At 55.7% G+C, this 19,989-nt stretch carries 20 protein-coding genes; 10 read left to right on the plus strand and 10 right to left on the minus strand.

Annotated features, from left to right (window positions below; genetic code table 11):
- Window positions 1–45 precede the first annotated feature (45 nt).
- The 3 genes from CZ787_RS08345 to CZ787_RS08355 are packed head-to-tail and all read left to right on the plus strand — an operon-like array spanning window position 46 to window position 4,153.
- Window positions 46–1,482 (plus strand): efflux transporter outer membrane subunit, encoded by a 1,437-nt coding sequence (locus tag CZ787_RS08345; RefSeq protein ID WP_087108079.1) that lies wholly within the window; start codon window positions 46–48, stop codon window positions 1,480–1,482.
- The gene (locus tag CZ787_RS08350; RefSeq protein WP_087108081.1) at window positions 1,479–2,612 is read left to right on the plus strand and encodes an HlyD family secretion protein; all 1,134 of its coding nucleotides are present in this window, start codon (window positions 1,479–1,481) and stop codon (window positions 2,610–2,612) included. The genes CZ787_RS08345 and CZ787_RS08350 overlap by 4 nt, the downstream gene beginning before the upstream one ends.
- Window positions 2,612–4,153 carry an MFS transporter gene (locus CZ787_RS08355; RefSeq protein WP_217883862.1) on the plus strand — a complete coding sequence of 514 codons (1,542 nt, stop codon included), beginning with the start codon at window positions 2,612–2,614 and terminating at the stop codon, window positions 4,151–4,153. Before CZ787_RS08350 ends, CZ787_RS08355 begins: the two co-directional genes overlap by 1 nt.
- A 184-nt stretch (window positions 4,154–4,337) precedes the next feature.
- On the opposite strand, the gene CZ787_RS08360 is transcribed toward CZ787_RS08355, so the two are convergent.
- Window positions 4,338–5,204, minus strand: coding sequence for an SDR family oxidoreductase (locus CZ787_RS08360; protein WP_087108083.1), 867 nt, complete (start codon window positions 5,202–5,204; stop codon window positions 4,338–4,340).
- Between the two features lie 108 nt (window positions 5,205–5,312).
- Here CZ787_RS08360 and CZ787_RS08365 point away from each other — a divergent pair, with 108 nt between their 5' ends.
- On the plus strand, window positions 5,313–6,197 hold the full coding sequence (locus CZ787_RS08365) for a LysR family transcriptional regulator (protein WP_087108085.1): 885 nt from the start codon (window positions 5,313–5,315) through the stop codon (window positions 6,195–6,197).
- A gap of 359 nt (window positions 6,198–6,556) precedes the next feature.
- Here the strand turns inward: CZ787_RS08365 and CZ787_RS08370 are convergent, their stop codons facing one another.
- The 4 genes from CZ787_RS08370 to CZ787_RS08385 form a co-directional block, all read right to left on the minus strand.
- Window positions 6,557–6,853, minus strand: a complete 297-nt coding sequence (locus CZ787_RS08370; RefSeq protein ID WP_087108087.1) for a DUF1330 domain-containing protein — start codon at window positions 6,851–6,853, stop codon at window positions 6,557–6,559.
- Between the two features lie 21 nt (window positions 6,854–6,874).
- The gene (locus tag CZ787_RS08375) at window positions 6,875–7,552 is read right to left on the minus strand and encodes a type 1 glutamine amidotransferase domain-containing protein (protein WP_087108089.1); all 678 of its coding nucleotides are present in this window, start codon (window positions 7,550–7,552) and stop codon (window positions 6,875–6,877) included.
- A complete protein-coding gene (locus CZ787_RS08380; RefSeq protein ID WP_087108091.1) occupies window positions 7,549–8,193 on the minus strand; it encodes a TetR/AcrR family transcriptional regulator in 645 nt (214 codons plus the stop codon). The genes CZ787_RS08375 and CZ787_RS08380 overlap by 4 nt, the downstream gene beginning before the upstream one ends.
- 127 nt (window positions 8,194–8,320) lie before the next feature.
- Entirely contained in the window at window positions 8,321–8,713 is a 393-nt protein-coding gene (locus CZ787_RS08385) for a RidA family protein (protein ID WP_087108093.1), read from the minus strand.
- Between the two features lie 141 nt (window positions 8,714–8,854).
- On the opposite strand from CZ787_RS08385, the gene CZ787_RS08390 reads away from it, so the two are divergent.
- The 3 genes from CZ787_RS08390 to CZ787_RS08400 all read left to right on the plus strand — a co-directional run bounded on the left by CZ787_RS08390 (window position 8,855) and on the right by CZ787_RS08400 (window position 12,362).
- A complete protein-coding gene (locus tag CZ787_RS08390; RefSeq protein WP_087108096.1) occupies window positions 8,855–9,778 on the plus strand; it encodes a LysR family transcriptional regulator in 924 nt (307 codons plus the stop codon).
- Between the two features lie 124 nt (window positions 9,779–9,902).
- Entirely contained in the window at window positions 9,903–11,063 is a 1,161-nt protein-coding gene (lldD, locus tag CZ787_RS08395) for an FMN-dependent L-lactate dehydrogenase LldD (RefSeq protein ID WP_087108098.1), read from the plus strand.
- 102 nt (window positions 11,064–11,165) lie between these two features.
- Complete coding sequence (locus CZ787_RS08400) at window positions 11,166–12,362, plus strand: Bcr/CflA family efflux MFS transporter (protein ID WP_087108100.1); 1,197 nt, start codon at window positions 11,166–11,168, stop codon at window positions 12,360–12,362.
- A 59-nt stretch (window positions 12,363–12,421) separates the two neighbouring features.
- Here the strand turns inward: CZ787_RS08400 and CZ787_RS08405 are convergent, their stop codons facing one another.
- Window positions 12,422–12,985, minus strand: a complete 564-nt coding sequence (locus CZ787_RS08405) for a TetR/AcrR family transcriptional regulator (RefSeq protein ID WP_087108102.1) — start codon at window positions 12,983–12,985, stop codon at window positions 12,422–12,424.
- A 135-nt stretch (window positions 12,986–13,120) separates the two neighbouring features.
- Here CZ787_RS08405 and CZ787_RS08410 point away from each other — a divergent pair, with 135 nt between their 5' ends.
- Genes CZ787_RS08410 through CZ787_RS08420 form a run of 3 tightly spaced genes read left to right on the plus strand, consistent with a single transcriptional unit; the run spans window position 13,121 to window position 15,929 of the window.
- Window positions 13,121–14,350: an MFS transporter gene (locus CZ787_RS08410; RefSeq protein WP_217883863.1), complete on the plus strand. Its 1,230-nt coding sequence runs from the start codon at window positions 13,121–13,123 to the stop codon at window positions 14,348–14,350.
- The gene (locus CZ787_RS08415) at window positions 14,347–14,562 is read left to right on the plus strand and encodes a hypothetical protein (RefSeq protein WP_087108104.1); all 216 of its coding nucleotides are present in this window, start codon (window positions 14,347–14,349) and stop codon (window positions 14,560–14,562) included. The genes CZ787_RS08410 and CZ787_RS08415 overlap by 4 nt, the downstream gene beginning before the upstream one ends.
- Window positions 14,556–15,929 (plus strand): amidase, encoded by a 1,374-nt coding sequence (locus CZ787_RS08420; protein ID WP_087108106.1) that lies wholly within the window; start codon window positions 14,556–14,558, stop codon window positions 15,927–15,929. The genes CZ787_RS08415 and CZ787_RS08420 overlap by 7 nt, the downstream gene beginning before the upstream one ends.
- Window positions 15,930–16,044: 115 nt before the next feature.
- On the opposite strand, the gene CZ787_RS08425 is transcribed toward CZ787_RS08420, so the two are convergent.
- Genes CZ787_RS08425 through CZ787_RS08440 form a run of 4 tightly spaced genes read right to left on the minus strand, consistent with a single transcriptional unit; the run spans window position 16,045 to window position 19,979 of the window.
- Window positions 16,045–16,884, minus strand: a complete 840-nt coding sequence (locus CZ787_RS08425) for an ABC transporter ATP-binding protein (RefSeq protein WP_087108108.1) — start codon at window positions 16,882–16,884, stop codon at window positions 16,045–16,047.
- Window positions 16,881–17,954, minus strand: coding sequence for a FecCD family ABC transporter permease (locus CZ787_RS08430; RefSeq protein WP_087108110.1), 1,074 nt, complete (start codon window positions 17,952–17,954; stop codon window positions 16,881–16,883). Before CZ787_RS08430 ends, CZ787_RS08425 begins: the two co-directional genes overlap by 4 nt.
- The gene (locus tag CZ787_RS08435; RefSeq protein WP_087108112.1) at window positions 17,951–19,027 is read right to left on the minus strand and encodes a FecCD family ABC transporter permease; all 1,077 of its coding nucleotides are present in this window, start codon (window positions 19,025–19,027) and stop codon (window positions 17,951–17,953) included. The genes CZ787_RS08430 and CZ787_RS08435 overlap by 4 nt, the downstream gene beginning before the upstream one ends.
- On the minus strand, window positions 18,987–19,979 hold the full coding sequence (locus CZ787_RS08440; protein ID WP_087108114.1) for an iron-siderophore ABC transporter substrate-binding protein: 993 nt from the start codon (window positions 19,977–19,979) through the stop codon (window positions 18,987–18,989). Before CZ787_RS08440 ends, CZ787_RS08435 begins: the two co-directional genes overlap by 41 nt.
- Window positions 19,980–19,989: the final 10 nt, after the last annotated feature.

The following is a 19,989-nucleotide window of genomic DNA, read 5'->3' on the forward strand; positions in this document are numbered from 1 at the left end:
TAGCATGACGCACTACTGCCTAACAGCGTTAGATTGGTGTTGACCATGAAATACCTCTGGAACCTTATGCTCGCAGTCACGCTTTCGGGTTGTGCCAGCATGGGGGATATAGAAGATCCCCAGTCCGCTTTGAATACCCCGAAATCATTTGGGGCGGTGGATACAGGGTGGCATCGGCCATCACCGCATTGGTGGGAGCGATATCATGACGCCGGTTTGAATGCGTTGATAGATCAAGCGCTTGCCCAGAGTCCTGACATACGGTTGGCGCAAATACGGGTCTCTCAAGCGGCGGCTGTTGCCGATCAAGCCGGTGCGGAACATGGGCCCAACGTGGACGGAAATGCTCGTGCAACGCGTAAACGTTATGCAGAGCAATACGATGTTGGCGCACCTTTGGCGGGGCACTATGGATCGACGTATGTTCTTGGGGTTGAAGCTCGCTATACCTTCGATTTCTGGGGGCGCCAGCGTGCTGCCTTGAAGGTAGCGCTGGGGGAGACGGCAGCACGGCAAGCCGAGGTGCAAGACGCAAAGATCTTACTCACAAGTCAGATAGCCGAGAGTTGGTTTGAGCTATCCAGATTACTAGAGGTGAAAAAGTTAGCTGAGAACGCTCTCGAGTTGCGCACTCAGACTCTGCGTATTGTCGAGTCTCGAGTTAAGGCGGGGCTCGACACCGAGGTTGAGCGCTGGCAAGCCGAGGGTGATTTGCCCGCTACGGAACGTGATATTGCTGAGCTCGACGAACAGATCGGCTTGCAGCGAAACACATTAGCAGCCTTGGCAGGGCTGCCGATGAATGCGTTGGCCGATGCGGTACCAGACCTGGAGCCAACACAGGGCACCTTCTTGCCGCCCTTTATACCTGCTGAATTGATCGGGCAGCGTGCCGATGTCGTGGCGGCGCGCTGGCGCGTGGAAGCGGCCACCCAAGGCATTGAAATCGCCAAGGCCGATTTTTATCCCAATATTAACTTGCATGCTTTCGCAGGTTTGGCTCGGCAAGATCTTTCTGTGGGGCTATCTGACTGGCTGGATGCTGGTAGCCGCACCTACAGTATTGAACCTGCCATCAGTTTACCTATTTTCGATGCTGGCCGATTGCGTGCTCATCTAAAAGAGCGTGTATCGGATCTTGATGTCGCCGTTGAAACCTACAACCACGTGTTGCTGACGGCTGTTCGTGATGCAGCGAATCAAATGGTCTCGCTGGGTGCGCTGGAGCCACAGCTTCAAGCTCAAGAGCGAGTCCTGACGACTAGACGTACAGCATTTGATCTAGCCAAGCGGCAGTACGCGTCGGGTTTGACTAACTATCTGACCGTGTTGAATGCCCAGAATGCCCTACTTCAAGCGCGTAAACAGCAAGCGGATATAAGATCGCGAGCCTTGGTGCTTGATGCCGAACTCAACCGCGCTTTGGGTGGCGGTTTCGATACCTCAAACTCAACCATGCATTTTACGGGTAAGTCATCATGAGTACGTCTGAAGTAGGTAAGCGGCGGTCCTGGGCTCTGCGTTTGGCACCATGGGTCGGATGTATTGCCATTTTCGTGTTGGTGGTAATGGTTACAACACATTGGCGTCACTGGACAAGTAATCGAACGATACAAACCACTCAAAATGCCTTTGTAAAATCGAATTTCGCGATACTAAGTGCCAGGATCTCGGGGTATATCAATGTATTACCCGTCGGTGATTATCAAGCCGTCCAGGCGGGTGACATTATTGCTCAGATTGATGATGCCGATATTCGGCTCAGGATCTCTTCCAGAGAAGCGGCCCAAGCCAAGGCCCAGGCTGAGTTGGAGAACCTGGATAGAGAGTTAGCCCAGCAGCTTGCACGCATTGAGCAAACTCAGGCCAAAGTGCGCGCGGCCGAGGTAAGGGCGCGCCAGTATCGAACCAGCCCAGAACGCCAGTCTGAGCTGGTTCAGGAGGGAGCATTATCCCGTCAAGTTTTTGAAAGAGCCCAGGCAGACTTGGAGCACGCTGAAAGTCAACATGAGGAGGCGGTTGCAGAATTAGAGTTAGCAAACACTTCGTTGAGTGTTTTGGAAGGCCAAAGGGCCGTCCGTCGAGCCGAGTTGGATGCAGCCACCGCTGATCTCGAAGCTGCTCGCCATGATCTTGACTATACGCGGATCGTAGCACCTTTCGATGGTGTCATTGGCAAGCTGAAGGTTCAGCGTGGCAGCCTGGTCACCACTGGAACACAAATTGTTTCTCTTGTCCCATCAGCGCGGCCTTACATCATCGCCAACTATAAGGAAACGCAGCTCGCACGTGTGAGAAATGGTCATCCAGTTGAGCTGACTGTCGATGCATTGCCCGGGATAAAGTTACATGGCCGTGTAGCGGAAATTGCTCCTATGAGCGGTGCTGAAACCGCATTATTGCCCGCTGACAATGCTTCAGGGAATTTTACCAAGGTTGTGCAGCGAATACCGGTTCGTATTGAACTGGAACCTGGGCAGGAGACTATCTCGGCGCTACGGCCAGGGATGTCAGTTAAAACTGATATCAATACCGGTGGAAAACTAATAACACCCTATCCGTCCATCTCTTCAGAGGTGGCAAGCCTTGTGGCTCGTCATGGAGAAGGGTAATGATGAAGCTCGTGGGCATGCTTTCCAATGCCTCTCGGCCGCGGCCCATCCTGACGGTAATGGCCATTTTTCTGGGAGCAGTACTTACCACCTTGCAGGGGCGGCTGTTTTCCATGGCCTTGCCCGACCTGCGTGGCCAGTTTGGGTTGGATGTACTAGAGGCTGCTTGGTTGGGGACCGCGCTGAATGGCGCCCAACTGATTACCATGCCGATTGTCCCTTGGCTAGCCACGGTAATCGGCCCGACGCGTGTATTGGTCACTCCCAGTCTCGTTCTGGGGCTGGCAACCTTGTTGATTCCCGTATTTGCGCAGAACTATCCCATGCTGCTTATTCTGCACTCCGTCACAGGGCTATGCTTGGGGGTTTACCTCCCTCTAACGATCTCTTTGGCACTGCGCAATCTACAGCCACATTTTTGGCTGATGGCCATGGCTGCCTACAGCCTGCGTGTCTCAACGGGAATGGATGCGGGGGTAGGCATCTCTGGATTTCTCGTGGAAGAGATCAGTTGGCACTGGGTTTACTGGGCCGCGAGCATTGTCGCACCACTGATTGCTCTGCTGGCGTGGAAAGCGATACCTCTGTCACCTATCGATCATGAAAAATGGCATCAGGTAGATTGGGGAGGCATGGGACTATTCTGTAGTGGATTAGTGCTGATTTTTATGGGTCTTGAATCGGCTGAGCGATTGGGATGGTGGGACTCTGGTTTCGTCGTTTCCGCTTTAGTAGGTGGGGGTATTCTTTTTTCCTCTGCCGTTGTGCGAGCAGTGATAAGTAAGGGGGGCAAGTTTGGCGAGCTTATCGGGCTGAGCAACTGGAATGTCAGAATCTGCATGGTGATTGCCTGCTTATTTGGTGTTTTGATGACACCTACTTCACTGCTTATTCCAACATTTATTCAAGAAATGGGAAATCTCAAGCCACTGCAGGTTAGTACTGCCACTTTCGCTGCGTTCGGCGCTTATTTGGCCTCGATACCGTTGGCCATCTTTCTAGCTCGACGGATAGAGGCACGGTTACTGATTATTCTAGGGCTCACGGCGATCGCCGTTGTTGCATGGGTGGGGGGCGGCATCAATCATAGCTGGAGAACGGAGCAGTTTATCTCCATGCTTATTTTCCAGGCTCTGGGTGAGAGCATTATGCTGATTGGTTTGATTGCTGCTTTTGTCACCAATATTAATCCGCAGCATACGATAGCGCTGGGTGCTTATATTCCGATCGCTCGTGTAATGACCCCGGTAGTGGCAGGCGCCGTTATGTCGACTTGGTTACGGATGGCAGGGGATACGAGCCGTGCATCACTAAGTATGTATTTGCAAGGAGGAGATCCTGTCGTTGTTGAAAGTTTATCCAGCATAGGGTTGTCGGGTATTGCACAAGTGCTCACTCGAGAATCACATGTGCTTGCCCATATTAGCGGATTTCACTTAGTGTTTTGGGTGAGTATTTTGTCACTTGCTCTGGCTACACTGCTACGTTCATCGCCTCCTAACCCAATCACGCCACCTGTGGTCGCTGCGGGAAAAACATAGTTCCGTTTATTACTGAATGGTGAATATCTGGAAGAGTGAAACATGGCAGTGAAAGTGCTGTATGCCGGGTATTCTTGCAAGTTGACTAAGTCGTGGAGAGCCTAGCTGATAAAAGAAAGCTGATTACCCGCGCCACCTCAAAAGAAACAATCCCACTATCGCTGGCTAGAGGCGTGTTCTTTTTTTACGCGTCAGATATGGCGCGCAGCGCCTGCTCGATGAACTCATCCATATCGGCAGACAGGGTTACCTCCTTACCTGCCTCCAATACATTGAGCCTTTGCGTTAGCGCTTGGTTAATGGAGTGATAGGCCGTGCTGCCTAATGCTAGCCGTAATGGGGGAGTGGACATATCGACTGTTTCGATGATGAGATTAACGGTTTTTGTCGCATCGCCTTTAATAGTGAAAGCACCAGAAGCTAACGCACGACGAATCTCGCCCGCTGGCGTCTCTTCATATATCGACATCGTCTGCGTGCGGTCCAGCGCATCCGCAAACTGGGTGGCGGTGGGGCCTGGTTCGGCAATAATGAAATCAATACCCCAGGGCGCTACCTCCTGAGCAACCGACTCGACAAACCCCTCAATTCCCCATTTGGTGGCATGGTAAAGGCTGAAGCATGGGTAGGCGATTTGACCGCCTTCTGACGATACTTGCACGATACGTCCGCCCCCTTGCTCGCGTAGATGAGGCAGTACCGCACGAATCAATTGGATCGAGCCTGTGAGGTTGGTCGCTATTTGTCGCTCGATCTGTTCGTCACTTGCTTCTTCGGCGGCGCCAAAAACTCCATATCCCGCGTTGCTGACGACTACATCAATTCGGTCGAACGTTGAAAATGCTTGCGACACCGCCTCTCTCATTGCCCGTGTATCGGTAACATCGAAGTTAACTACCTGTAAACGGTTACCGTGCTTGGCCTGCAAGTCGTCCAGGGCGCCGTTGCGCCGTAGCGTGGCCACGACACGGTCGCCGCGTTCAAGTAGATATTCGGTAAGAAGGCGGCCAAGGCCGGTAGAGGTGCCTGTAATAAGCCAGGTTTTAGCCATGAATTATCTCCTGTGAGTTGATTGAGCGTTGCAAGAGATAGGTTAGGCCAGTAATACTGTTAATAAAATACTCAACAATTGAGATGAAGTAGTGAAGGATGTTCACCAATGAGTAAGCCAACGTTAACCGATCTTAACGCCTTTAAAGCGGTGGCTGAACATCGTAGCTTTCGCCGTGCTGCTGACCTGATGGGCGTTAGCCGGTCATCACTTAGCCACACTGTACGCACCCTTGAACGAAGATTGGGCACGCGGCTTTTACACCGAACCACGCGGAGTGTCTCGCTAACCGAGAGTGGCGAGCGTTTACTCCTGCGCTTGAATCCGTTGCTAGGTGAGCTGGATACCCTTCTGGAAGAGGCATCGAGTCATGAAGGTAAGGTAACGGGAAGATTACGCATTAACGGTAGCGAAGCGGCTATTCGCCTGTTACTGCAACGTACCGTGCCCCGGTTTCTAACGCTTTACGATAGCGTCGAGCTTGATCTGGTCGCGGAAGGGCGGCTAGTAGATATTGTGAAGCAGGGCTTTGATGCGGGCGTAAGGTTAAGGGAGGCCGTCCCCAAGGATATGATCGCTATTCCTGTAGGGGGTGAGATACGTTTTCTTGCCGTTGCTTCTCCTGGCTATTTAAACGGCAAACCGATTCCTGAAACGCCCGACCAACTCGCCATGCATCAGTGCATAAGGCAGCGGTTGCCCAGCGGGAAACTTTACCGTTGGGAATTCCAGCAATATGGTCAGGATGTGTTGGTTGACGTGCCTGGTGTTATGACGCTGGACAGCAGTCAGTTGATGGTGGAGGCGGCAGTGGCTGGATTAGGCATTGCCTATGTACCGGAACCCTATGCTCACGCCTATCTTCGCGATGAAAAGCTAGTAACGGTGCTTGAGGATTGGTGCCCTCACATACCCGGCCTGTATCTTTACTATCCCAACAACCGGCATGTACCGCCCAGCTTGCGAGCATTCATTGATTTGCTGCGAGAGTGACGCGCGTTCCTGAGGGAGGAATCAGTCAGCTACTTCCCACCATTATTGGGGGGCTGAAGTATCATTAGTAGGGATGGGAGCCTGCTATGGAATTACCGAGCGGTAATTATTAAAGGATTAAGGTTAAAAATATGAGAATAGTTACTGAGCGGTAATCTAATGCTGGGCTTGCGCTGTTCAAGATCAGCCAAGCGGTTATTGGGTGGGTGTTCTTTGCACTAAGCAGGCCAGCATATCTTCGGTCTGCCAGAAACATCTGGCTGGAAGCGAGGGGAGGGATAGGGCGTAAAAAGATAGAAGGGCCGTTCGTTAAACCACGAACGTCCCTTGCTGCTTCTAAGCACTACTACAAAAGGCTTTTACGCCTCTTCAACCCCATCCACAATAAATACACGGTAGTCCGCACCCTGGAAGCGGTGTTTACGGGCTTCCTGGTAGGCGTCGCTTTGGTACCAAGCGCGGGCGGCAGCCATGTCGGGGAAGCGTAGAATTACCGCGCCTTCCATGTCGCTGCCTTCCATTACTTCAAAATCGCCGTAGAAGGCGAGCGGTTTCGGGTCGTGGCCTTCGCGGGCGGCTTTAGCCTTGTTGGCGTATTGCTCCATCTCCTTGGCGTCGTGGGTGCGTTCACGGGTCAGTACAACATAAGCCGGCATTCCATTCTCCTTGGGTAATTATCAGGAAAGCTTCTTCAACAGTGCTTGGGCGGTGGCTTCAGACGAACCGGGGTTTTGGCCGGTAATCAGCAGGCCGTCGACGAGTACGTAAGAACTCCAGTCATCGCCTTTACTGTACTGGCCGCCGCTCTCTTTGAGCATATCTTCGACCAAAAACGGTACCACATTCGTCAGGCCAACGGCGTCTTCTTCGCTGTTGCTGAAGCCGGTGACTTTGCGGCCAGCGACCAGCGGCTTGCCGTCGCTACCTTTCACATGGCGCAGCACGCCGGGGGCGTGGCATACCGTGGCGACCGGCTTGTTGGCGGCCATCGCGCCTTCGATCAGGCGGATGGAGGTGGCGTCTTCGGCCAAGTCCCATAGCGGGCCGTGGCCGCCTGGGTAGAACACGGCATCGAATTCAGTCAGGTCAACGTCGGCCAACTTGTGCGTGTTTGCCAACACTTGCATTGCATCGCTGTCGGCCTCGAAGCGCTTGGTGGCGTCGGTTTGAGCATCCGGCACGTTGCTGTTGGGGTCGAGCGGCGGCTGGCCACCAGCGGGGGAGGCCAGGGTCAGCTCGGCACCTGCGTCTTTAAACGTATAGTAAGGCGCGGCCAGCTCTTCGAGCCAGAAGCCGGTTTTATTGCCGGTATCGCCAAGCTTATCGTGTGAGGTAACGACGACTAGAATTTTCATGATTGCGTCCTTTCCTGGGTGAGAGAGAGGTTGGGATCGAGGTTTAACAGAGCGTAGGTGGCTTTTAAGGCGGCATCCAGGGGCACCCGGTCACGGGTAATCTTGGCGCGCAGGCTGGCACCCAGCCATAGCTGGTAAAGGGTGGTAGCCAGTTCCAAGGCACTGCCGTGAATGTTGACAGACTGAGGCAGCGAACCATCGGCAGCGGCGGCTTCGATTGATTGCGCTAACCTGGCAATAATGCGCTCAGTACCGTGTTGCAGCACGCGGCGCATGCGCTCGGAAAGATCGCTGACTTCGGCGGCAAGCTTCACCGCCAGGCATTTACCGCTGGGGTCGCAGTGGTGTTGAGTATCCCGCCAGTGCGCCCAGTAGCTGAGCAAACGCTCAGCGTGGGAAGCGCCCGGTTGGGTAAGACGTTCTTCAGTTTGCGCGAGATAATCACTGAAGTAGTCTTCCAGCAGTGCTTCGCCAAACGCTTCTTTGGAGCTGAAGTAGTGATAAAAGGAGCCTTTAGGTACCTCGGCGGCTTTGAGGATCTCGTTAAGACCTACCGCCGAGAACCCTTTGCCGCCAATGATGACCTGGCCGGTGTTAAGAATGCGCTGCCGGACATCGCCGGTAACAGGTGTCATATTCATAGCCACTAGCTTACGCCTGATTAGACCAGTCGTCTATAAGGGGCGTATAACCGTTTCTATGCCGATTAGGCGTTTCTGCAATGTCGGTCTTCACCCTCGCGTTTTCAAAAACAGTGAATCTTCCTGGTTAGTTGGAGAGTCTCGCAATTACTTTGATTTCAAAATCGAAGCCTGCCAGCCAATTCACGCCGACCGCCGTCCAATTGGGGTAAGGCTTGTCTGGAAACGCGCGGTTCTTGGCTTCCAGCACGGTCGCGAATTGGGCTTCAGGATCCGTATGAAAGGTTGTGACATCGACGATATCGTCAAAGCTTGCGCCCGCAGCTTCCAGCACGCTTTGCAAGTTGTCGAAGGCGAGCTGAACCTGTGCGGCGAAATCCGGCTCGGGCGAACCATCTTCACGGCTGCCCACTTGGCCCGATACAAATAGCAAGTCGCCCGAGCGGATGGCCGCAGAATAGCCATTCTTCTCGTAAAGCGCCTGTCTGCTTTGAGGATAAACTGCATTACGTGTTGCCATATCTCTTTCTCCATCCGTTGTTCAAATACCGGCTTGGCCGTTGGGTGATCTACTGTAGGTCTGCTGTCAGGCTGGATAAACAGAGAATTCTGGTCAACACTGTTTGCACTTTCCAAACAATCACAAGGCGGCAACGCTGTAATGGACCGTTTCAATGCAATGCAGGCATTTGCTCGGGTCGTCGAGACGGGCAGCTTTACCAAGGCCGCTGAAACGCTGCAAATCAGTAAAACCAGCGTGACCCAGTTAGTGCAGCAGTTAGAGGCACGGCTGCGGGTAAAGCTTCTTAACCGCACCACACGAAAAGTTAACGCGACGGCAGACGGCGCGGCCTACTACGAGCGCGTTATAAAACTGTTAGCCGATATGGATGATGCTGAAACCAGCCTCTCCAATGCGGTGGTGTCGCCGCGCGGACGGCTTAGAGTCGATGTGCCCAGCCCGTTTGCGCGAATGATTTTGATACCGGCGCTACCGGATTTCTACGCACAGTATCCCGATATTCAACTTGATATGGGCGTTAGCGACCGCTTGGTGGACTTAATTGACGAAAACGTGGATTGCGTAGTGCGCGGCGGAGAACTTACCGATTTATCGTTGGTAGCGCGCCGGATAGGGGAACTGAGCGTCGGCGTTTACGCCGCGCCCAGTTATCTGCAAAAAGCGGGGGTGCCTCTGCATCCGTCAGCGTTATCTGCCCCGCCTCATTACATCGTCGGCTTCAAGTGGCGTGCCGGTTTGGCTTCCCTCTATACCCCTTACCACGAAACAGAGAGCGTTAGCGTCCAGGGGCGCCATAGGATTACGGTCGATGATGGCAATGCAGCGCTTGCGGCAGGTTTGGCGGGGCTTGGCACGATTTTGCTGCCTGATTACATGGCCCGGGAACACGTTGCACGCGGTGAGTTAGTGCCCTTGTTCGAAGAGTGGCACTTGGACCCCATGCCGATGTTCATCGCATTTCCGCCCAATCGGCATGTAAGCGCCAAGCTACGTGTGTTCATTGATTGGGTCATCGCGCTAATGAATGAGCGTGAGCTGGGGCATAAACCAAACCGCTCATAGACTAAAGTTCAGCGCAGCGAATAGCTATAGAGGCGACGTAACTTGGTACGCTAGCGAGGATTAGCATTTAAGGTTTCAAACGTACGGTCACTTCTCCGTTCCCGTGTCGAGTTAAGGCGAATTCATGATCATTTCAAGCCCTTCTGATTACCGGCAAGCCGCCAAGCGGCGTGTTCCTCGTTTTTTGTTTGATTACCTTGATGGCGGTTCGGTAACGGAAAGCACGCTGCGCAGCAACGTGGAGGCGCTACAGGCCATCCCATTGCGCCAGCGCGTGCTGCAGGGCGGCGGTACGCCGTCACTTGAAACTGAAATTTTAGGCAGTCAGTGGAAGATGCCGGTTGCGCTGGCGCCAGTGGGTGCCACGGGCATGTACGCCCGGCGCGGTGAAGTACAAGCCGCGCGCGCGGCAGAAAAGGCGGGGATTCCCTATACGCTTTCCACGGTGTCGGTTTGCTCGATTGAGGAAGTGGCGAAAAATGCCCACGGCGAGCAGTGGTCTCAGCTTTACGTGCTGAAAGATCGCGGCTTTATGAAAAACGCCCTGGAGCGCGCTTGGGAGGCGGGCATGAAAACGCTGGTATTTACCGTGGATATGCCGCTGCCGGGTTCGCGCTACCGTGACCGTCGCTCGGGTATGTCAGGCCCCAATGCCAAGCTGCGCCAGTACGCCCAGGCAATCACCCACCCGCAGTGGGCGTTTGATGTCGGGCTTAAAGGCAAGCCGCTGTCGTTTGGTAACATCGAGGCCTACACCGGGCACGAAATGAACATGGACGACTACATGGGCTTTCTGGCTAAAAACTTTGACCCATCCATTAGCTGGAGCGAGCTTGAGTGGATTCGAGAGAGTTGGAAGGGCAAGCTGATCATCAAAGGGCTGTTGGATAAAGAGGATGCACGGGATGCGGTGCGCTTGGGGGCTGACGGCATCGTGGTTTCCAACCACGGTGGGCGCCAGTTGGATGGGGCTATTTCCACCGCTCAAGCGCTACCGCATATTGCCGAGGCCGTGGGCGATGAACTGACGGTCCTGGCGGATTCTGGTGTGCGCTCTGGGCTTGATGTGGTGCGTATGCTGGCGCTAGGCGCTCAAGGCGTTCTGCTGGGCCGCGCTTACGTTTACGCCTTGGCCGCACGGGGCGAGCAAGGCGTTTCCCATCTGCTGGATCTGATCGCCGCCGACATGCGTGTCACTATGACGTTGATCGGTGCCAACTCGCCCGCCGAGATCAATTCAAGCCACCTGGATGCTGTGGTTAAAGAGATAAAAATGAGCGAGTAGCACACGCTGCCCTTAAAATGTTCAACGATTGGCTGGTGGTGGCGTCAGTCGGTATCATAGTGCTGATGTTGTCGACCATGACGCCTTTCTACGCGAGCTTTTATGACCCAATCTAAAACGCCCTTTATTGTGGTGCTGAGCCTGGCATTGACCATGATGCTGGGTCCGTTTTCAATGGATACGTACCTGCCGGCCTTTCCTGTCATTGGCGAGTCGCTGGGGATATCTCAGCAGGCCGTGTCGTTAAGCGTTTCAGTGTATGTGTTCGCGATGGCCGTGGGGCAGCTCATTGGCGGTGCGCTTTCGGACCGCTTCGGTCGCCAGCGTGTATTGATGAGCGGGTTAGCGATTTTTGCGCTCTCAAGTATTGTCATCGGCATGGCGGATTCCTTGAACACTCTGCTTAGCGGGCGGGCCGTTCAGGCCATTGGCGCGGGTTTGACGCTGGTATCGGTACCGGCGCTGGTACGCGACAGGGTAGCGGGCCGCGATGCCGCGAAACTGTTCTCGATGATGGGCTTTATCATGGTGCTGGCGCCGGGTATCGCCCCGAGCGTTGGTAGTGCGATTCTGGCGTTGGGTTCCTGGCACTATATTTTCTTTGCCCTGGCGGTGTACGCGGTGCTGCTGGTGCCGTTACTGGTGCGAGTACTTTTTTCCGGGAAGGGCAAGGTGTCGCGAGCGAAAAGTCCCAAGATGAGCCTGTTGGCACGTTATAAACTGGTGCTGTCGACGAAACCAGCCTTGCCGTTTATCGCTTGGCAGGCTGCCTCCTTTTCCACCCTGATGATGTTCATTACCTACGCTTCCTTTATCTATCAGGGGCACTTTGGTCAGTCGCCCTCAAGTTTTTCGGTGCTGTTTGCGGCTAACATCGTTGCGATGCTTTTCTTCAATATTTGCAACCGTGTACTGCTTTCCAGGATGTCGTCGATGCGCATCCTGCAATTGGCAACGGGCTGTCAGGCGGTCGGCATTGCATTGCTAGTGATGGCTGCCTTTATGGAGTGGCCAATGTACGCTTTCCTGTTTGCTATGATGCTGACCATTGGCACAGTAGGGGCGATCTCACCCAATATTCAGGCCTGCTTTTTGGAGTTTTTCCCCACTAGCAGTGGTACCGCCGCCGCGCTTCTGGGTGCCGCCCAGTTCGGTATCGCCGGGATTTTGAGCGCCCTGTCTGCCATGCTGCCGCATACGCTTGAAGCGGTTGTATTGGCCATGGCCGCCTGTGGCTCAGTCGCGTATCTGCTGCTTGCCCGATCAATTATCAAAGGGCGTGCCGCGGTCGAGGCGTAATGAGCCCAACAGCGCTCTTGCCAAAAGCCCCGTGTTATCCAGAACACGGGGCTTTTTTATTAAGCATCTGCTGAGCTTACTAATTGTTCGAAAAGTGCTTCTATGGCCTGCGCAGTTGGTGTTTCGTTGGCAAACAGGATGCGGTACATCAGAGGCGCCACCACTATTTGGGTGACCCGCCCTATATCCATCGGCTGCTCTCCTCTGGCAAGGCCGCGTTCGTTTATTACTTCAATCTGCTGACGCAAGAAGCCATCACATTTACCCGCGCTGGTATGGCCTTCTGTGCCTAGAACATCGCGGAGCATCGCCCGCCCTGGGGCTGATGACATTTCCTCAAAGTACTCAACAAGCCAGGCTAACAAGTCGCTACGCACACTTCCTGTATCGGCTGGCGGCTGCTCCGGCTGCAGTTGTTCGACGGCAACGTCGGCCAGTAACTGGGCAAGATCACCCCAGCGACGGTAGATCGTCGAGGGGGTGACGTCAGCGCGTGTGGCAATGGCGGGCACCGTAAGCCCGGCCCGGCCTTGCTCTTGTTGCAGATCTCGAACGGCTTGATGAACGGCAGCCTGAATACGAGCGCTGCGGCCCCCTGGACGAGGAGTGGGTTTGTTGGTCATGTGTCCCTTCTGTACCTATTCGTCGGCACGGTTTCGTCGGTACGGTGCAATAAATCACTAAGGCAAAATATTTGCGTTAGTGGTTTGTTGAGTTTATGCTCTTTAAAGCTAATATTTTGCCTTTTGGGAGAGATCATGTCCATCAACGTTTCTGATACTGTCCGCCGTTCCTCTAGCTGGAGTTTGTCTCCCGCCCGTACCGTTTTCCTGCACACAGCGATAATGATTGCCTTTTTAGCAGCATCGAGTGCGCCTACCCCGCTGTACCAACTTTATCAGCAGCAGTGGAGCTTTAGCGCAACACTGCTGACGGTGGTTTTTGCCACTTACGCGCTGGCTTTGCTTTTGGCACTGCTGGTGACGGGGAGGCTGTCCGATCATATTGGTCGACGTCCGGTTATTGCCATGGCGTTGTCGCTACAGATCATCGCTATGGTGGTTTTTTTGGGTGCGGCCGGGCCGGGTTGGCTGATTGGTGCGCGCGCTCTGCAAGGCTTTGCCACGGGTATGGCTACTGCAGCAGTTGGCGCGGCGATACTCGATGTTAGTCGGGAGAAGGGGGCTGTGATTAACAGCATCTCACCACTGCTTGGTATGGCAGCCGGCGCGCTAGGCAGTACCTCGTTGGTCGTGTTGGCGCCTGATCCGCTGCACATGGTGTATGCGTTGCTGCTGGCTATTTTTCTGGTGATGCTGGGCTTGATTTGGCTGGCACCAGAGACGGTGACATATCGCCCGGGTGCATGGGCAAGCCTGAAACCACGCATTACCGTGCCGCTGCAAGCGCGAAAAACGCTGTTATCTGTCACTCCTGCAAACGTGGCAGTGTGGATGCTAGGTGGTTTTTATCTATCGCTTATGCCATCGCTGATCGTTGACGTTACGCATGTGAACACGCCATGGCTGGGTGGTCTTGTCGTCGCAGCGCTAACGCTCACCGGCGCCATAGCGGTTCTGGCGGCTCGCAAGCTGAGCGCTTTTACAACCCTCTTGTCTGGCGAGCTTGCCTTGGTCGCAGGGCTGGTTGTCATTTTGGTCGGGGCTAACCAGGGAAACGCTGTCTTGCTGTTGGTCGGGTCGGTTATTGCGGGGTTTGGGTTTGGCGCGAGCTTCCTCGGGGCTGTACGCAGTGTCCTGCCGTTGGCTGAGCCCCATGAACGTGCCGCGCTGATGGGCGTGTTCTATATCGAAAGTTATCTGGCCCATAGCGTGCCCACGATGGCTGTCGGCTTCCTGGCGCAGAAGGCCGGCTTGCTGGCCGCGGTCAATATCTATGGTGCGGTGATCACTGCACTGGCCTTACTCGCCATTATCCTGCTGCTTGTGCAAGCGCGCACTTCAATGAAGAAAGGAAATCAAGCATGACTGCTCAAACTGTTTCTCCTATGTCCGCCGAGGAAACCCTGGCTCTGGCTACCAGCTTGGGGCTGCCCCTGAACTCTGAACGTGCGCCACTGATTGCGGGTGTCCTGCATCACATACACACGGTCATTGCCCGGCTTGACGAATTACCTATCGATGAATCATGCACTCCTTCATTTACCTTTGATGCTAGCCAGGGGAACCAACCATGCTAAATCCATTAAACCTGACACTGGCCCAAGCCAGTGCCGCCATCGCGGCACGCGAACTGTCACCAGTAGAATTGGTGGATGCGGCCTTGGCGCGTATTGGTGCACGAGAGCCAGAGATCAACGCTTTTGTATCTGTATGGGAAGACGCCGCCCGTCAGCAGGCACTTGAGGCCGAGCGAGACATTCAACATGGCCGTTACCGTGGGCCGCTGCATGGCATTCCTATCGCGCTGAAAGACCTGTTCGATGTTGCTGGTCAACCCACCACTGCCAGCTCCCGTGTTCGGGACGGACATCTGGCCGAGGCCAACAGCGCGGTAACGGATGCCTTGCTGCGTGGCGGCGCCATACTCTTGGGCAAGACCCATTTGCATGAGTTCGCTTTCGGCCTGACCACACCACAAACGCGCAATCCGCTTGATCCACAGCGCACGCCGGGGGGCTCCAGTGGGGGCTCTGCAGCAGCGGTTGCCTATGGCGGCGCCTGGGCAGCCATGGGAACCGATACCGGTGGCTCGATTCGGGTGCCCGCAGCACTTTGCGGGTTAGTCGGGTTCAAGCCAACGTATGGCTTGGTTTCTCGCCACGGCACTATGCCCCTGGCCTGGTCGCTCGATCATGCGGGCCCTATGGCACGCACGGTAGAGGATGTTGGCCTGTTATTGCAGGCAGTGATGGGCTTTGATGCGCGCGACCCCGCTAGCCGTACTCCTCCTGCCTCTTTCGATACCAACGCACAGTCAAATGTGCATGGGCTGCGTGTTGGTATTCCGCGCAACTATTATTTTGACCACGTTGCGGAGCCAGTCGCCGCGGCGGTTAGGCGTGCGACAGCGCATCTGGAACAACAGGGCGCCGTGCTGGTGGAGGTGGATATTCCACTGGCTGACTACCTCATCCCGACTCAGTGGGGCCTGATGGTGGCCGAAGCAGCAACCGTACACGCCAAGGACATACGCCAATCAGCATCGCTATACGGTGATGATGTACGCAGCTTGCTCGAAGCCGGACAACTGCTGCCAGCAGGCGATTATCTGAAGGCGCAGCGTGCCCGAGGCCTCATCGCTAAGCGCTGGAGTTCTCTGTTTTCAGACATCGATGTTTTACTGGCACCCACCGTTCCTCAGACAGCAGCACGCTTGGAGCAGGATACGTTTGATTGGGACGACGGCAGCCAAGAGAGTGTCTCCGAAGCGTATGTGCGCTTATGCGCACCCGCCAATGTGACCGGACTACCCGCGCTGACGGTGCCATTTGGTAAGGATCATCAAGGGCTGCCCGTGGGGGTCCAGATTATGGGCAAGGCATTTGATGACGCCAAAGTGCTACAGGTTGGGCGGGCTATTGAGCAGCCTCTTTCCCCCACTTAACCGAGCAGGCATTGAGTTCGAGAAAGTGGTGACGTCAAGGCAACTACCAGGGATTGCTTGGTAGTTGCCTTAAGCACCAGGTTGAACGGGAAGGCCAAGCACATCCACGTCTTCTTCAGGCCTGTGTCTCCCTATCGGCAGTAGATGCATGCTTACGCTTGCACGCCCCATGCCGCCCCAGCGGTATCATCATTGGCTTGCCCGTTACCGGGTCGTCGATGACGCGGCTTTCCAGGCCAAAGACATCGCGTACCATCTGTTCGGTAAAGACGTCTTCCGATGAGCCAACGGCGTAGACATTGCCGTTCGCCATGGCGACTAGCTTGTCGGCGTAACGGGCGGCCAGGTTCAGCTCGTGAAGCACCATCACAATGGTGGTGCCGCGCGTTTGGTTTAAGTCGGTGAGCAGGTCGAGCACTTCGATCTGGTGGTTGATGTCCAGAAAGGTAGTGGGTTCATCCAGCAGCAGTACATCGGTTTGCTGAGCAAGAGCCATGGCGATCCACGCCCGCTGGCGCTGCCCGCCGGAAAGTTCTTCTACGGCGCTGTCGGCCAGGTTGGCCATGTGAGTCGCGCTTAAAGCATCGGCTACGGCGGCTTCATCGGCAGCGCTCCAGCGTTGGAAAAGCCCTTGATGCGGGTGGCGGCCGCGGCTCACCAGCTCAAGCACGGTAATGCCTTCTGGCGCGATAGGCGACTGAGGCAGAAACCCCAGCTGTTGCGCCAAGCGGCGGGCGGGGAGCTTGTGAATGGCATTGCCATCCAGCCACACGTTGCCTTGCTCCGGTGTCAGGAGCCGTGAAAGCACGCGTAACAGCGTAGATTTTCCACAGGCGTTAGCGCCCACAATAGCGGTTGTTTGCCCCGCTTGAACGGTTAGGCTGACGTCATTAAGAATGGTCCGTTCGCCGTAGCCTGCGGTCAGGTGTTGGGTGAGTAGCGACGAAGCGCTCATAGGGTGCCTCTGCTTTTATTGTCGCGAGTAATCAGGTAAACGAGATAGGGGGCGCCTAATACGCCGGTCACAATGCCGACCGGATAGCGGGCAGGTAGCAGAAACTGGCCCGCGTAGTCTGCCAAAAGCACCAGCAGAGCGCCTACCAGCGCAGAAGGGATCAATAGCGAGTCGTTGCGCCCCACTAAACGTGCCGCAATGGGACCGGAAAGAAACGCCACAAACGCAATCGGGCCGGTTACCGCAGTGGCAAAGGCGACAAGTGCCACGGCGGTAATCACCACAGTAATTCGCGTGAGGGCTAGACGAACGCCTAATCCCACCGCGATATCGTCGCCCATTCGCAGGGTTTCCAGGTCTCGGTGGCGGCTTAACAACAGCCCGCCAAACAGTAGCAGGGCGATAAACAGCGGTAGTGCCTGCTCAAGCTGGACACCGTTAAGGCTACCTGCCATCCAGCGTAATGCTTCCTGTAGCGACCAACTGGGCGCGCGCATTAAAAGGTACGCCGTAACGCTTTGTAGCATCGCGGCCAGGCCAATGCCGATGAGAATTAATCGAGCGCCGGTTACGCCTTGCTGCCAGGAGAGCCCGTAGATTAACAGCGCCACGCCTAGCCCAGCTGCAATCGCAATGATTGAAACTGCCGTGCCACTGAGCGATAGCACCACAATGGCAAACACTGCGCCGGTGCTCGCGCCGGTGCTAATGCCGATAATGTCGGGGCTTGCCAGCGGATTACGCAGTAGGGTTTGAAAAGCGACACCGCCCAGTCCAAAACAGGCGCCTGCCAGCACCGCAACCACGGCCCTTGGTAAGCGTAATTCTCGCACGGTAAAACTTGCCCCGGGCACCTCAGCGCCACCCATAATGCGCAGCACCGTGGTGAGTGGCGTAAAGGATTGCCCCAGCATCAAGGTCAACACTACGCCTGCCAGTAAACAGGCGGCCAATACCGCAAGTATCCGCCCCCGGCGCTTGGCGTGTGCCCGACGCATCTGCCTATAAGGATGATGTTCATGGTGTTGAGAGAGGGATGAAGGGGTGGCGTTATAAGAGGGCGGGTTCATAGCGCACCTACTTTGCGGTTGCGTACAATCCAGATAAACACGGGTGCACCGATAAAGGCGGTAACGATGCTTGCATCAAGCTCTGCAGGATGCGCTACCAGTCGCCCCACCACATCTGAAAACGTTAACAGTACGGCGCCACCCAAGGCGGAAAATGGCAATAGCCAGCGGTAGTCACCGCCGACAAGCAGGCGGCAGGCATGTGGTACCACCAGCCCGACAAAGCCGATGGGGCCACAGATAGCCGTAATCGGGCCGCATAGCAGTACCGCGCCCACCGCCGACATGGCTCTGGCGACGGCGACTTTTTCGCCCAGGCCCGCAGCGGCATCGTCGCCCAGTGCCAGCAGGTTGAGCTTGCGCGCGGCGAGTAACGTGATCACAAAGCCTGCGAGCAAAAAAGGCAGCACGGGCATGATCTGGTCGTACGTCGCGCCGCCAATGCCGCCCACCAGCCAGGACTGCGCCAGCCCCGCAATATCGCCGCGTGGCAGTATAACGGCCGTCGCCAGCGAGCTTAACGCCGCCGTCGTAGCGGCCCCGGCCAATGCCAACCTGAGCGGTGTAGCGCCCCCGCGTGCCAGGCTGGCAATAGTGTAAACCGCCACGGCGGCAAGCCCGGCACCCAGAATAGCCGTCCAGATGTAGGTCGTGGTTTCATCAATCCCAAACCACGCGATCCCTATTACAATGGCCAGTGCTGCACCGGCGTTAACGCCTAACAGGCCGGGGTCGGCAAGCGGATTACGGGTAAGCCCTTGCATAACGCCTCCCGATACGGCGAGTGCCGCGCCCGCAAGCACTGCCAGTAGAGTACGCGGCAAGCGACTCGCCACGGCGGCATCGCCAATGGTTTCTACCTGCCCGCTTAGCGCTGCCGCTATCTCTGGCCAACCCACCGTGCGAGCGCCAAACGCTACAGAAAGCGTTAGCGCCAACGCAAGCAGCGCCAGCAGCAGTAGGCCTCCAGCAAGGCGCGTGCCTCGCTTTTTACGCTGCCGGGTAACGCTAGCGGTTGGCGCAGTAACAACGCTACTCTGCGTGGCGTGCGGCTTCTGAGAGCAGGTCAGCATAATCGTCTAATAACCATGAAATCGACATGGGTGTCGGATTGGCCGCAGTACCCAGCGGACTATTGTCGAGCAGCACAATGGCGCCGTTTTCAACGACTGGCAGCCGAGAGGTCAACGGATGGGCTTCGAGCTGTTCAATCAGCGCTTGTCCGCCGTAGGTGACCAGAATATCCACGTCTGCCAGTTGGTCGATTAGCTCAGCGCTGATTTCGCCTGAAAACGTGCCCGGTGCCGAGTTGGCTTGAACGATCTCTGGCGAGACCAGCCCCAGGTCATGGAAGAATCGCACGCGTGCATCGTTATCGGTGTAGAAAGAGATGCGCCCCAGGTTGGTGGGGTCGAGGTGCGTCACGAACATGGCTGTTTTGCCCTCTAGTTCGGCATGCGCCTGGGCAGTTTCAGCAATTTGGCGTTCAAGGCGTTCAATCAGTGCCTGGCCTTCGTCGGCCATGCCCATGCCAGCGCTATTGAGACGAATCATATCGCGCCAGTCTGTCGCCCACGGGCCTTCGGAGTAACCGACTACCGGGGCAATTTGACTCAAGGTGGTGTAGTCCGCTTGGCTAAGCCCTGAGTAGGCCGCAAGGATTACATCAGGTTGACTGGCCGCAACGGCCTCAAAATCAATGCCATCACCTTCATCAAACAGGGCGGGGGGCGTTACTTCAAGTTCTTCAAGCCTGGCTTCCACCCAAGGCAGCAAGCCGTTGCCGTTGGTATCGCCAAAATTAGCGGCAGCAAAGCCGACCGGTACAACGCCTAACGCCAGCGGCACCTCGTGGTTCGCCCACGCCACGGTGGCGATTCGTTCCGGTTTTTCCTGAAGGATGGTGGTGCCAAGGGCGTGTTTGATTTCTAGCGGGTACTCTTGGGCACCCGCGAGGGTTGACCCTAAAGTAAACGTTGCAACGGCCGCAAGGCCTAGTGCTTTACTGCTACGTAGCCAAGTCATTATGCTCTCC

The organism is Halomonas citrativorans, from assembly GCF_900163645.1.
In the GTDB taxonomy this organism is placed as follows: Bacteria; Pseudomonadota; Gammaproteobacteria; order Pseudomonadales; family Halomonadaceae; genus Vreelandella; species Vreelandella citrativorans.

Bases quoted from the DNA above. Each gene is read 5' to 3' on its own strand.
- CZ787_RS08425 (WP_087108108.1), bottom strand. From the start codon at position 16,884: ATGAGCGCTTCGTCGCTACTCACCCAACACCTGACCGCAGGCTACGGC.
- CZ787_RS08420 (WP_087108106.1), top strand. From the start codon at position 14,556: ATGCTAAATCCATTAAACCTGACACTGGCCCAAGCCAGTGCCGCCATC.
- CZ787_RS08375 (WP_087108089.1), bottom strand. From the start codon at position 7,552: ATGAAAATTCTAGTCGTCGTTACCTCACACGATAAGCTTGGCGATACC.
- CZ787_RS08370 (WP_087108087.1), bottom strand. From the start codon at position 6,853: ATGCCGGCTTATGTTGTACTGACCCGTGAACGCACCCACGACGCCAAG.
- CZ787_RS08345 (WP_087108079.1), top strand. From the start codon at position 46: ATGAAATACCTCTGGAACCTTATGCTCGCAGTCACGCTTTCGGGTTGT.
- CZ787_RS08355 (WP_217883862.1), top strand. From the start codon at position 2,612: ATGATGAAGCTCGTGGGCATGCTTTCCAATGCCTCTCGGCCGCGGCCC.
- CZ787_RS08385 (WP_087108093.1), bottom strand. From the start codon at position 8,713: ATGGCAACACGTAATGCAGTTTATCCTCAAAGCAGACAGGCGCTTTAC.
- CZ787_RS08405 (WP_087108102.1), bottom strand. From the start codon at position 12,985: ATGACCAACAAACCCACTCCTCGTCCAGGGGGCCGCAGCGCTCGTATT.
- CZ787_RS08390 (WP_087108096.1), top strand. From the start codon at position 8,855: ATGGACCGTTTCAATGCAATGCAGGCATTTGCTCGGGTCGTCGAGACG.
- CZ787_RS08350 (WP_087108081.1), top strand. From the start codon at position 1,479: ATGAGTACGTCTGAAGTAGGTAAGCGGCGGTCCTGGGCTCTGCGTTTG.
- CZ787_RS08360 (WP_087108083.1), bottom strand. From the start codon at position 5,204: ATGGCTAAAACCTGGCTTATTACAGGCACCTCTACCGGCCTTGGCCGC.
- CZ787_RS08430 (WP_087108110.1), bottom strand. From the start codon at position 17,954: ATGAACCCGCCCTCTTATAACGCCACCCCTTCATCCCTCTCTCAACAC.
- lldD (WP_087108098.1), top strand. From the start codon at position 9,903: ATGATCATTTCAAGCCCTTCTGATTACCGGCAAGCCGCCAAGCGGCGT.
- CZ787_RS08380 (WP_087108091.1), bottom strand. From the start codon at position 8,193: ATGAATATGACACCTGTTACCGGCGATGTCCGGCAGCGCATTCTTAAC.
- CZ787_RS08410 (WP_217883863.1), top strand. From the start codon at position 13,121: ATGTCCATCAACGTTTCTGATACTGTCCGCCGTTCCTCTAGCTGGAGT.
- CZ787_RS08440 (WP_087108114.1), bottom strand. From the start codon at position 19,979: ATGACTTGGCTACGTAGCAGTAAAGCACTAGGCCTTGCGGCCGTTGCA.
- CZ787_RS08365 (WP_087108085.1), top strand. From the start codon at position 5,313: ATGAGTAAGCCAACGTTAACCGATCTTAACGCCTTTAAAGCGGTGGCT.
- CZ787_RS08400 (WP_087108100.1), top strand. From the start codon at position 11,166: ATGACCCAATCTAAAACGCCCTTTATTGTGGTGCTGAGCCTGGCATTG.
- CZ787_RS08435 (WP_087108112.1), bottom strand. From the start codon at position 19,027: ATGCTGACCTGCTCTCAGAAGCCGCACGCCACGCAGAGTAGCGTTGTT.
- CZ787_RS08415 (WP_087108104.1), top strand. From the start codon at position 14,347: ATGACTGCTCAAACTGTTTCTCCTATGTCCGCCGAGGAAACCCTGGCT.